8 protein-coding genes are annotated in these 12,797 nt (G+C 38.2%); all 8 read left to right on the top strand.

Going from position 1 to position 12,797, the window contains the following annotated elements:
• The first annotated feature begins 15 nt into the window (after window positions 1–15).
• The 8 genes from LG329_RS07300 (at window position 16) to LG329_RS07265 (ending at window position 12,796) form a co-directional block, all read left to right on the top strand.
• On the top strand, window positions 16–966 hold the full coding sequence (locus tag LG329_RS07300; protein WP_404455301.1) for an LCP family protein: 951 nt from the start codon (window positions 16–18) through the stop codon (window positions 964–966).
• A 324-nt stretch (window positions 967–1,290) separates the two neighbouring features.
• Window positions 1,291–2,454: an ROK family protein gene (locus tag LG329_RS07295; RefSeq protein WP_404455298.1), complete on the top strand. Its 1,164-nt coding sequence runs from the start codon at window positions 1,291–1,293 to the stop codon at window positions 2,452–2,454.
• Between the two features lie 20 nt (window positions 2,455–2,474).
• On the top strand, window positions 2,475–3,578 hold the full coding sequence (locus tag LG329_RS07290) for an extracellular solute-binding protein (protein WP_404455295.1): 1,104 nt from the start codon (window positions 2,475–2,477) through the stop codon (window positions 3,576–3,578).
• Window positions 3,579–3,608: 30 nt separating this feature from the next.
• The gene (locus LG329_RS07285) at window positions 3,609–4,709 is read left to right on the top strand and encodes an ABC transporter ATP-binding protein (RefSeq protein WP_404455292.1); all 1,101 of its coding nucleotides are present in this window, start codon (window positions 3,609–3,611) and stop codon (window positions 4,707–4,709) included.
• A 7-nt stretch (window positions 4,710–4,716) separates the two neighbouring features.
• On the top strand, window positions 4,717–6,402 hold the full coding sequence (locus LG329_RS07280) for an ABC transporter permease (protein ID WP_404455289.1): 1,686 nt from the start codon (window positions 4,717–4,719) through the stop codon (window positions 6,400–6,402).
• A gap of 27 nt (window positions 6,403–6,429) precedes the next feature.
• A complete protein-coding gene (gene argH / locus LG329_RS07275) occupies window positions 6,430–7,827 on the top strand; it encodes an argininosuccinate lyase (protein WP_404455286.1) in 1,398 nt (465 codons plus the stop codon).
• Between the two features lie 108 nt (window positions 7,828–7,935).
• Window positions 7,936–10,446 (top strand): NEW3 domain-containing protein, encoded by a 2,511-nt coding sequence (locus tag LG329_RS07270; RefSeq protein ID WP_404455284.1) that lies wholly within the window; start codon window positions 7,936–7,938, stop codon window positions 10,444–10,446.
• A 226-nt stretch (window positions 10,447–10,672) separates the two neighbouring features.
• Window positions 10,673–12,796: a BglG family transcription antiterminator gene (locus tag LG329_RS07265; RefSeq protein ID WP_404455282.1), complete on the top strand. Its 2,124-nt coding sequence runs from the start codon at window positions 10,673–10,675 to the stop codon at window positions 12,794–12,796.
• Window position 12,797: the final 1 nt, after the last annotated feature.

The raw sequence follows: 12,797 nt of genomic DNA, 5'->3' as shown, positions 1-12,797 counted from the left end.
TTGAGGTATGTGAAAATGACAGTACAAAAGCGATCAGATAAACGTAAAAAGCCAAAACGACTAGGCTTAAAGATAAGCATAGCAGTAATTTTAGTGCTGGCACTCAGCGTTGGAGCTTATGCGTTTTCTATATATAATAATGCAAAACAAACAGTTAATAAGGAAATCCATCAGAAGGTTTCTACTATAGATTCTGAAATTGGTAAGAAAAAGATTAGTGAACAAAAACCACTTAACATTTTGTTGCTTGGTGTTGACCAACGCCCCGGGGATGGTGGACGTTCCGATGCATTAATGGTACTTTCTCTAGATCCCAAAGAAAATAAAATGAAAATAATTAGTATTCCTAGAGATACACGTACGCTGATGGTTGGTAAGGGTTATAAGGATAAGATTAATCACGCGTACGCATTTGGAGGTACTGATATGTCTATAGCCAGTGTAGAGAATCTACTAAATATAGATTTAGATTACTATATTGAAATGAACATGCAGGGCTTATCCGAAATGGTAGATGCTGTTGGCGGAATTACCGTAAATAACAGTCTTGATTGGTATGATGAAGGGTTCTATAAGAAGGGCTATCATTATCAAAAGGGTGAGATAAAACTTAATGGCCCTAAAACAATGGGATATGTACGCATGCGCCATCTAGATCCAAATGGCGACTTTGGTCGAACAAAACGCCAGCGTCAAGTTATCCAAGCAGTCATAGATAAAGGTGCAAGTGTAGCATCTGTTAACAAGATTGATAGCATGATAGACGTGCTAGGCGATAATATGGCAACAAATATGGACTTTGATGATATGAAAAATCTTTTATTCAATTATGCCGATGTTCGTAAGAATGTTGTTAGTTATATGATGAAAGGTAATGGAACGAAGATAGATGGCGTGTACTATTTGCTTGTTTCTGATGAGGAAGTTGCGAAGGTGCATGGGATGATATCGGAAGTTAAATCATAAGATATACGGAGGCACTGAAGGGCGTTATTTAAAGTGTTTTCTTGGAAGATCTGGACTTTGGTTCAGGTCTTTTTTCTATTTTGAAAGGTATAAATAAATATATTAAAAAATCAAAAAACAATAAAAATTAAAGAATAAACGAGAATACACAAGATAATCCAGTGAAAAATTATAAATTCAGTATATTTCTGGAGTTTACAATGAAAGGGCTTTCAATTATGTTGTATTAAATGTTTGATTAGTAAGTAAACTTTACTAACTTAATCCGTTCTACTACTTTTCTTTAAAAATAAAATGGTTAAATAACATTAAGGGGCCTGTTCAATGCAGAAAGGGAATGCTGCTTACATAAAAAAAATGAATCAAAAGTTGATACTTAAATGCGTTATGAATGAACAATCTACCTCGCGTGCTACTATTTCTAAAAAGCTAGCACTTAGTAAGCCGACAGTTTCCACACTTGTTGATCAGTTGTTGGAAGAAAATTGGATATTTGAAACTGGGAATGGTGAAGCATCCACGAGTGGTGGAAGGAAACCTGTTAACTTAATGTTTAACCCTCAAAAAGGATATATTATCGGAATAGATATTGGTGGCACAAATGTAGCATTAGGAATTACTGATTTGAATGGTAAGGTCTATGCCTATCGAGATTTTCCAACACAAGTAAATTTAGAACATCATTTATTTGAGGAAATTAAACAAAGTGTTGAGTCTATGAAATGGGAAATAGGGATTGATGATTCACAAATTTTGGGTGTGGGTGCTGGGGTTCCTGGTATAACAAACGTTAAGGAAGGAACTGTCAAAGAAGCACCGGCATTAAAGTGGAAGGACTTTCCCATACGTGAAAGGTTAAAAGAAATCTTTGATCTGCCAATATACATCGATAATGATGTGAACATCAATGCACTGGGTGAACATTGGAGAGGTGTAGGGAGAGATAAAAAGAATTTAATTTACATTGCGATTGGTACGGGAATAGGCAGCGGAATTATGATAAACGGGAAATTGTATCGTGGCAGTAATTATAGTGCTGGTGAGATTGGTTATCTCGTAACAGATAGGGTTCATGCTAAGGATTATCATCCTGTCTATGCTGGGTATGGGTTCCTGGAAAGTGTTGCTAGTGGTTCATCGATTGGAAACCAGTTATCAGAGCGATTAGGAAGAAATGTCTCTGCAAAAGAGGCTTTTGATTTGTATCAACAACAGGATCAAGCTGCTATGGAGGTAGTTAATTTCGCGATTGAAAACTTGGCTTTAGGCATTGCGAATTATGTTTCACTTTTTGATCCTGAACTAATTATTTTAGGGGGTGGTGTCAGCGGGTCATATTCCATTTTCCGTAAACAAATGGTAGACATCATGAAAAGATATACTCCAAAAGAATGTGAAGTAGTACCAACAACGTTTGAGAAGGAAGCAGGGGTTATCGGGGCAGTGGCATTATTTTTAAAGGAGTTTGATACATTAATTGATATTTAAAACAAGGGGGTAAAGGATTTATGCGTTTTATTAAAAAATCATGGGTACTTTCACTATTACTAGTTACATTGGCAAGTATTACGCTGGCAGGGTGTATGGCAGGTGGTTCCGATGAAGAGGGCAGTGATGGTGCCTCGAATTCAGATTCCGGTAAGGATCTGGAAGAAAAGGTAGTTGTATATTCTCCGCATGGTAAAGACATTTTAAGCGAATTTGAAAAACAATTTGAAGCAGAATACGATGTCGACATGCAATTTTTAGACATGGGTTCTCAAGAGATATTGGATCGTATACGCTCAGAGAAAAATAATACGCAGGCCGATGTGTGGTGGGGAGCTCCTCAAGTAAACTTTGATCAGGCAAAGGAAGATGGCCTGCTTGCAGAGTATAAACCAACTTATGCGGATGCATTAGATGACATGTATCATGATGAGGACTGGATGTGGTCAGGAACATCTATCACACCTGAAGTAATCCTTTATAATACAAAGGAAATTTCAGCCGAAGAAGCACCGAAGGACTGGGATGACCTTCTTGATCCTAAATGGAAAGATGAAATTATTATTCGTTATCCATTAGCTTCAGGAACAATGCGTACTATCTTTTCATCTATGATTTATCGAACATATCAAGACACACAAAGTCCTAAAGAAGGTTACGAGTGGCTACAAAAGCTTGATGAAAATACCAAGGAATACTCTGCAAATCCTGAAATTATGTATAATCAGGTAGCAAAAGGAGTTGGCTCATTATCCGTTTGGAATATGCCGGATACCGTAATGTTGGCGGAAGAAAAGGGATATCCTTTTGACTATGTAATTCCGGAAAGCGGAACACCAGTCCTAACAGAGGGTATTGCAATTGTTAAAGATGCTCCACATCCAAAGGCAGCAGAAGCCTTTTATGAGTTTGTAAATACGAAGAAAGCTGCAAAACTATTAGCCGAAAAGTATTATCGTATTCCTACTCGTGAGGATATTGAGGATCTACCAGAATGGATTACAGAAACAGAGATTAAACCAATGGAAATAGATTGGACTTTATTCCAGGAGAAATCTCCAAAATGGATGGAGTATTGGGATAACAAAATTAAAAACACAGAAAAAGATAAGAGCGAAGAATAGAATTTTTTTCATAAGAGGAGTTGTTGTCTCATGTCAACAGTGAACTTATCAACAATAACGAAGCGTTTTGGTAATGTTACGGCAGTCAATGATTTAGATTTATTAATTGAAGAAGGCGAGTTTTTTACATTTTTAGGTCCAAGTGGATGTGGTAAAACAACAACTCTTAGAATGATTGCCGGTTTCTATTACCCTACTAAAGGTAAAGTTAAATTTAATGAAAAAGATATGACAACAGTACCACCTGAAAAAAGGAATACGGGCATGGTTTTTCAAAACTATGCCCTTTTTCCACATATGACGGTATTTGAGAATGTTGCCTTTGGATTAAAGGTAAGAAAAATTAGTAAATCAGATACCAAGAAGAGGGTTTGGGATGTACTTAAGAAAGTTCGGCTGGATCAGTACATAGATCGGCAGGTTAGTCAGTTAAGTGGTGGACAACAGCAACGGGTTGCTCTAGCAAGAGCGCTTGTTATTGAACCTGATATCTTACTTTTGGATGAGCCCTTAAGTAATTTAGATGCTAGATTACGAGATGAAATGCGTACGGAAATCTTGCGGTTACAACGCGAGTATGGAATTACAACCATTTACGTTACACATGATCAGGTGGAAGCCCTAACCATGAGCGATCGAATCGCCGTGTTTAACCATGGTGTGTGCCAACAGGTAGGCACCCCAACAGAAATATATAATAAACCTTTGAATGATTTTGTCGCGGAATTTATAGGGGAGACAACATTGTTGCCTATTACGTATGACAAAACTTCGGAGGATGAGCTGGTTTTTCGTTCAGAGACATTGGGAGATTCCATTTACGTTAAAGATACTGAACTTAACATAGCTAGCTACGATGAAAATGATGATTTGGTCATGTCTATTAGACCAGAAGCAATCCAAATTGATCATAATCAGATCACCAGTGAAAAAAATGTCTGTAAGGGTCACGTTTCACTCGTGCAATTTACTGGTGCATCTGTTCATACCTATATAACCATTAATGAAGATGTAACGATTAGAGCTACCGATTTAAACCGTGGCCCAAGTACATATTTTAAAGAAGGTACAGAAGTTAGTGTGTACATGCCAGAAGATCAAATACGCGTGATCCCAAAGGCAAGGGAGTGACAAGCTTATGTTAAATGCAGAAAAAAGAAAAACGTTATTACTACTACTACCAGTTTTGTTGGTGCTGATTGGTTATGTATTGTATCCCTCAATTGAAACGATACTGGAAAGCTTCAAAAAGAATGGTGGATTTTCGGTTCATAATTATACAGATTTTTTTGGTTCTAAAGCTGCTGCAAATTTACAGGCTTTATGGAACTCGGTTTATATATCACTATTATCTGTTTTCTTTAGCGCTTTAATAGGTGTTCCACTGGCGTATATTTTCAATCGTTATGATTTTCCAGGGCGCCAGTTTTTCTCTAATATTGCAATCATGCCAATTGTTCTACCATCTTTAGTTGGTGTTATGGCCTTCATGTTTCTCTATGGGGAAGCTGGGTTAGTACCAAATTTTATTAAGGATGTTTTACATCTTTCTGAGGTTCCTTTTAGCATTGGTGGTGTTTCCGGGATCTTATTGGTTCACGCTTATACGATGTACCCATACTTCTATATGACAACATCTTCTGCACTGAACAATATTGACCCATCACTAGAAGAAGCAGCTTATAATTTGGGCTCCAGCAAATCAAAGGTATTTTGGAAGGTAACGTTCCCCTTATTAACTCCAGGACTGGTTGCAGCATCCTTATTAGTGTTTATGGTATCAATGGCATCGTTCAGTGCACCATTTTTACTCGCAGGTGGATATCGTGTGCTAAGTCTGCAAATTTACTTTTCTAAAATTAATGGTGATTTAGAGATGGCCGCAACACAGTCTGTTATCTTGTCTGTTGTATCTATATCCTTCTTGCTGTTTATGCGCTGGTACCAAGGGCGAAAAGACTATCGCATGGCAAGTAAAGGTATAGGGGCTCATCGAAGTGAAGTGAATAACCCGTTATTGAAATGGGTAATGGTTACGCTTGGTATCATTGCGATGATTATCTTGTTATTGCCGCATCTCACTTTACTCATATTATCGTTGGTTCCTGAAGGAGGTTGGACATGGCAAACGTATCCACAAGCGTTTAGTCTAGAAAACTTTAGGTTATTGTTTGAGGATCCAAATATTTGGGACCCAGTTAAAAATAGTTTAATCATGTCAGTCCTCGCCTGTGCTGGTGTATTTGTATTTGGAATCATCACATCCTACGCACTTGTTAAGCGTAGTTTCATAGGTAAAAACCTATTAGACATATTAGTAATGATCCCTTGGGCATTACCGGCTACAGTAGTTGGAATGAATTTAATTTTAGCATTTAATAAACCTTCTCCATTTTCATTTGGGCAAGTTTTAGTCGGTACATTCTGGATATTACCATTAGCTTACTTTATCCGGTTTATTCCATTAGTTGTTAGGTCTACATCAGCTGTTTTGGAACAAATGGATGATTCTATCGAAGAAGCAGCACAAAATCTGGGAGCGAAGTGGTTTTATACTTTTAGAAGAGTTGTTATCCCAATAATCATGCCTGGGGTGTTAAGTGGTACATTGCTCGCTTTTGTTCAGGCTGTAGGAGAATTCCCTACCTCTGTATTACTTTATACAATTGGTAACAGACCGATTTCTATTGAAATCATGAATCAACTACGGATGTTTAACATTGGTCAAGCGGCTGCATTTGGAATGATACAGGTTGGTCTTATAGCAATAGTTATGTATATTGCATACAAGTTTTTCGGTGTTAAAACGGAGAATACATTGTAGACAAAAGTGGATGAAGGTGGGTTTCTGATGACAATTGATAAAGAAAAGTACGAGGCAAGTGATGGTGCCAGTTTTCCTGGCAAAACCTATGTTGAATCATTGTTGAAACCAGTGTTTTACGATCAAAAAGAACATTTATTTGACGCAATGTTTACGATTCATAAAGCACATACTACTATGTTGGCCGAACAAGGGATTCTTAACAAAGGTGAAGCTGATCAAATCTTGGCTGGTGTTAAACAGGTGGAATTGCTTGATCGAAAGCAACTCGAATATTCAACAGAATACGAGGATTTATTTTTCCTTGTAGAATCTCAAATAGGAGAACTCATTGGCGAGGAATTGGCTGGGAAGATGCACATTGCTAAAAGCAGGAATGATATGGGCGAGGCTATGTATCGAATAGTGATACGAGCGTATATAACACAGGCGATAAGTGATGCAAAGCAGTTAAGTGAAGCAATTCTTTCCCAGGCTGAACAGCATGTCGAGTCAATTATGCCTGCACATACACACACGCAACCTGCCCAACCAACGACTTTTGGTCACTATTTAGTTGCCATCTATGACAATTTGCAACGCGATATAAAAAGGCTGGATCAGGCTTATAAAACTGTTAATCAATCACCAATGGGTGCTGCAGCAATTACGACTACAGGGTTTCCTATTAATCGTGAAAGAATGGTAGAGTTGCTTGAGTTTGATGGTCTAGTAGAAAATTCTTATGACGCAATCGGTGCTGGTGATTACTTGATGGAGGCAGCTCAAGCACTAATAAGCCTGACAACTAACATGGGTAGATGGATTCAGGAATTCTTGCGTATGGCATCAAAGGAAGTAGGTTTGTTAAGGGTTTCCGATGCTTACGTGCAAATTAGTAGTATTATGCCACAAAAAAGAAATCCTGTATCCATTGAACATTCAAGAGCAATTGCTAGTAGTGCAGCCGCAGAAGGAATGGCTGTACTGCACATGATTCACAATACACCGTATGGAGATATAAATGATACAGAAGATGACTTACAGCCTCATATTTATGAAGGGTATCGAAAAGGAATACGTGTCTTACGTTTAATGCGAGCTGTCATTATAACCATGGATTTCAATAAAGAAAGGGCACATCAGCAGGCAAGAGAGAATATGATCACAATTACTGAACTAGCTGATGTTCTCGCTAGAGACTATGGTGTATCTTTCAGAAAAGCTCATCATAAAGCAAGTGTGATAGCAAGAAAGGTAATTGAAAAGGAAAAAGAGCTTTACGACATTTCTTTTGAACAAATTAATTTGTGGCTAGGTGATGTGGAATTAACAGAGCATGATTGGAAGCGTATTATTGATCCAGTATGTTTTGTAGAAAGAAGAACCATCACAGGCGGTCCAAATCCGGATGTTGTTAGGAGGATGATTCAGGCTAGAAGGTAGAAAGTTCTTATAGGGAGGTGAGCGTAATAAGGATATGACTATTCTTATAAATAGTTTCTGGTAAACAATCCTGTCACTGTACTAAACTACTAGGAAGGGAGAAATACCATGAAGAAAATTATGTATTTGTTTCTCGTTCTACTTTTGCTTGTACCAATAATGACGTCTGCGCAACCTGAAAAACAAGAAAAGGTTGAGCAAGATGTTGATCTTTGGAACACGTTACAACCACTTGACACTACTTTAAGTTTTTTAAACACAGGTGCCCATCCCGATGATGAACGTAGTCATCTGCTTGCATACCTTTCAAGAGGTCTTGGAATAAGAACCGCAAGTCTTATTGCAAACCGCGGGGAGGGTGGACAAAATGAAATAGGGAAAGAACTTGGAAATGCGCTGGGAATCATTCGCTCAAATGAAATGATTGAGGCGTCAAAAGTTACTGGTGTAGAAGTATTTCACTTAAGCCAAATAACCAGCGATCCAATTTATGACTTTGGTTTTTCAAAAAGCCCTGATGAAACGTTAGAAAAGTGGGGTAGGGAGCTTACCTACAAACGTTTTATTCACAGGATACGAACTAATAAGCCTGATATCCTCTTTACATCTTTTTTAGATGTTGATACACAACATGGACACCACAGAGCAATTAATCAACTTACAAGAAAAGCTTTTGAAGACGCGGCAGATCCAACCGTATTTCCAGAACAGCTTGAAGAAGAAGGCCTTTCTACTTGGCAAGTGAAAAAATTGTACCTCCCAGCTGAAGCAGAAAATGCAACTACATCGATAGAAATTGGCATATATGATCCTATTTATGGAATGACATACCCGCAACTTGGCGAAAAGTCCCGCTATCTTCATAAAAGTCAAGGAATGGGAAATGACATTCCAGCAGGACCTGAGGCAATTAACTTAAGACTTGCAAAGTCAGTTAAGGACATTCCAGCCGAAGAAGACCTTTTTGATGGACTAGCTTATGATTTCACGGAAATTGCAAGTCAATTAAATTCTAACCCATTAAGGGCAAAACTTAATCATTTTCAAAAGACACTCGAGAAGGTTATCGATCAATATCCAAGTCGCGATAAGGCGATGAAAAAAGCACATATAGCGCTTAACGAAGCAAGAAAACTGGAATCTACAATAACGCATAGTGAATTACAGGAGAAGGTAAAAGAAGACATTCTGTTTCGGATAGATGTAAAACAACAACAACTTACTGATGTAAGTAAAGTTGCTTCTAACCTGAAAGTTGAGACTGTAGTAGAAGACGCTACACTAGTTCAAAATGGACAAACAAAGGTTACCGTTTCGCTTGAAAATAAGGGTAAGCATTCCCTGAAAGATGTTAGTGTGATGTTAAGTCTTCCAGAAGGATGGACAACGGACGATACACTAAAACCATTTCGTTTAAATGATGGGGAGAAAAGGACCATTGAATTTACAGTTAATGTTCCTGCTGATGCCGATTATTATAAACCATATGATGAGCCTGTAATTCATTCAGAAGTAACTTATTCGGTAGGGCCAACAGCGGTTAAACAGCGTTATCAAACTGATTCTACTGTTGCGGTAATGCCGGACGTTTCCGTACAAGTTCAACCGAATAAATTAGTAGTTAACACGTTAGATGTACCAAAACAAATTACCGTAGATTCTGAGGTCCAAAATAACACGAGTGGAGAGCTTGATGCATCTGTCAGTCTTGATGTTCCAGAAGGATGGACGGTTGAGCCGGAATCAGCACCTGTTACATTTGAGAATGAGGGTGAAACCAAAACCGTTTCGTTTACTGTGTCTCCTGGAACTGATGTCAGCAAAGGTGAATTTTCTCTCAACCCAATCGTAAATGCAAATGGAAAATCATTGAGCACTTACGTACAGAAAATTCAATATGACCATATCGATAATTCCTACTATCTCTACCCTGCAAAAGTTGAGGGGGTTGCATTTGATTTAAACTTGCCTGAAACGTTGAAGGTAGGATATATCGATAGTGGATTTGATAAAGTGGCTGGACGATTGCAGGGAATTGGAATGGACGTTACTAAATTAGAGCAAGAAGACCTCCAATCCGGTGATCTCTCTAAATACGATACCATTGTGACCGGAGTAAGAGCGTATCTTTCTCGTGAGGATTTGAGAAACAATAATGAACGTTTATTACAATACGTTGAAGATGGGGGACACCTTGTTGTTCAATATAATAAACCTTGGGACAATTGGGATCCTGAGAAGACTAGCCCGTACAATCTCGTCATTGGCCAGCCTTCCATAAAATGGCGGGTAACGCAGGAAGATGCCGAGGTCAACGTACTGAAGCCAAATCATCCATTGTTTAATTATCCAAACAATATAACCGAAAAGGACTGGTCCAATTGGGTTCAGGAACGTGGTTTATATTTCCCAATGGAATGGGATGACAGGTTTGAAACATTTGTAAGCATGGCCGATCCGAATGAAGAGCCATTTAACGGCGGTATTTTGATGGCTGATTATGGCGAGGGAACATACTTGTATACAAATCTCGTTTGGTACCGACAAATTCAAAATCAAGTACCTGGTGGATATCGTATTTTCAGCAATCTAGTAAGCTATCCACTGTATGAAGAATAAAATAGCAAATTCAATCCCATAGGTAGTTACTATCTATGGGATTTTTTATTTGCGAAATTTCTTTAGGGGTTATTTTTTGTCAGGCAATGTTTTGCAAATTTATATTTAACAATAACTACACAAGGAAACGCCTTCACAACTTCAATTAAGGAGTTTATTATAATAAATGAGGTTAGGCACATACTTTAAGTGTTCAGTTTTTGCAAAAACTAAGGAGCGCATGCCAATGACTTTAAGTAAAAGAAGCATCTTTATCCTTAACCAACTGTTGAATGCGCCTTCACATGTAACCCCTGAGGAACTGCAAACTAAATTGCAGGTATCCAAACGGACGGTTTATTATGATGTACAGCAAATCAATGACTGGTTGGAAGACCATCAGTTGGATCCGATAACTAACCATTACGGTAAAGGTATTAGTCTTGATGAAAAAACAAAAAAACAGTTGCCTCGTTTTCTCTACGAAATCGAGGGGCGGCATTACCATCTGTCGACAGATGAGCGTCTAGCATGGATTACCGTTTTATTGCTTAGCCACAAGAAAACGTATTTTGCAAATGACTTCGCAGAAACGCTAGAGGTTAGCAGAAGCACTGTTACTCATGACATTGCCAGACTTAGAAAAGAGCTTTCGCCGCTTGGCCTCGATGTGTTGTCTACAAAGAGGGATGGCTACACGATCACCGGAAGCGAGAAAGACAAACGGCAGGCATTCGTACGTTATTATTCTGAATTGTATACGCTTCAGGGTTGGGAGCGGCTGTCATCTGAAGTGGTTGAATCGTTGGATGGACCGACCATTGATAACAACATCCAGGTGGTTACAGGCACATTACCTTTCTTGTTCCCAATTGTGAAGCAGTGGGTGACAGAAGCGGAAAAACTGATTCATGTTAGCTATACGGATGAAATGCACGATAATTTAGCGATTAAATCGGTGATTATTTGTAAGCGGTTAAAAAATGGTGATCAGATTACCCTTGAGGATGAGGAAAAGGAAGTGCTGAGCCAAACCGAGGAATATAAAGTTGCCCGACATATTGCAAACCGGCTTAGTATCCATATGGACATTGCATGGCCGGAAGATGAAATTTGTTTTTTAACAATGAATTTGTTGGGTGCAAAAGTAAATACGTCAAAATTGCCAGACGATACTGTTCAGGAACTCGGACAATTAAAACAGGTTATCCGAGCAATGGTTTCCGAATTTCAAAATCGCGCTTACGTCATCTTCGAGGATAGAAGCCAAATGGAAGAGCAGTTGTTTATCCATTTGAAACCCACGTATTATCGAATGAAATACGGTGTTTTTGTGGAAAATCTGCTTACTCCGGAAATCAGGCAAAACTATGGGGAAGTTTTTGATATTACGAAAAAAGTAGTTCATCACATTGAAAAACTAGTAGGTCAATCGTTGAATAATGATGAAACAGCCTACATTGCTATGCACTTTGGGGGATGGTTAAGAAAACATAATACAGAAATCACTCCAAAGAAAAAAGGCATTGTAGTCTGCGAAAACGGTGTGGGTACTTCTAATATCTTAAGATCCCAATTGGATACGCTGTTTTCATCAATTGAGATTGTACAAAGCGTTTCTTATAGAAATTATATCAATGGTAACTTTGATGATATTGATTATGTTTTTTCAACAAAGCCGATACCAGACAATCCTAAAGTAATTCCTGTTAGCCCGATATTGGATGATGCAGAAAAAGAACGATTATTTAAACAGATTCAACAGGAATCTGACCAGAAGAGAAGTTATCCTCTTTCACCAGAGGACTTAATAGCTGTTGTCCAACAACATGCAGATATAAAAAATTTAGAAGGATTAACATTCGATTTAAAACAAATTTTGAATCACAATCACACAAGTGTAAGGGAGTTCAGAAAGCCAATGCTTAACGAAGTTCTATCAGAAAATAGCATTCAACAAACGAAGAAGGTACAGAGTTGGAAAGACGCGATTAGAATTGCTGCACAGCCTTTGAAAGAACAGAAATATATTGAAGACACCTATATCAAAGCGATGATTGAAAATGTGGAAGAAAGCGGACCCTATATTGTAATTGCCCCTAAAATAGCCGTGCCACACGCCCGGCCTGAGGCAGGCGTTCAGAAGATGGCTATGAGTTTATTAACAATTGAAGAGGGAGTCTATTTTTCAGATAGTGAAGACCATTTTGTGCAAATGGTAATAGTTCTTGCGGCAGTGGATAATGACACTCACTTAAAAGCATTGTCGCAATTAACAGAGTTGATTTCAGATCAAAACAGGGTGGATGAGATAATTCAAGCTACCGATAAAAAAACCATAATAAACTTGATAAATCAAGTATCAATCTAGG

It is taken from the genome of Virgibacillus necropolis, assembly GCF_044793635.1.
GTDB classification, from domain to species: Bacteria; Bacillota; Bacilli; order Bacillales; family Amphibacillaceae; genus Virgibacillus_F; species Virgibacillus_F necropolis_A.
The sequence above is the reverse complement of the archived record's forward strand: the minus strand, read 5'-3'. Positions and strand labels throughout refer to the sequence as shown.

What these genes read in the sequence shown, in the direction of transcription:
- LG329_RS07300 (WP_404455301.1), top strand. Translation starts at nt 16, where the DNA reads ATGACAGTACAAAAGCGATCAGATAAACGTAAAAAGCCAAAACGACTA.
- LG329_RS07295 (WP_404455298.1), top strand. Translation starts at nt 1,291, where the DNA reads ATGCAGAAAGGGAATGCTGCTTACATAAAAAAAATGAATCAAAAGTTG.
- LG329_RS07290 (WP_404455295.1), top strand. Translation starts at nt 2,475, where the DNA reads ATGCGTTTTATTAAAAAATCATGGGTACTTTCACTATTACTAGTTACA.
- LG329_RS07285 (WP_404455292.1), top strand. Translation starts at nt 3,609, where the DNA reads ATGTCAACAGTGAACTTATCAACAATAACGAAGCGTTTTGGTAATGTT.
- LG329_RS07280 (WP_404455289.1), top strand. Translation starts at nt 4,717, where the DNA reads ATGTTAAATGCAGAAAAAAGAAAAACGTTATTACTACTACTACCAGTT.
- argH (WP_404455286.1), top strand. Translation starts at nt 6,430, where the DNA reads ATGACAATTGATAAAGAAAAGTACGAGGCAAGTGATGGTGCCAGTTTT.
- LG329_RS07270 (WP_404455284.1), top strand. Translation starts at nt 7,936, where the DNA reads ATGAAGAAAATTATGTATTTGTTTCTCGTTCTACTTTTGCTTGTACCA.
- LG329_RS07265 (WP_404455282.1), top strand. Translation starts at nt 10,673, where the DNA reads ATGACTTTAAGTAAAAGAAGCATCTTTATCCTTAACCAACTGTTGAAT.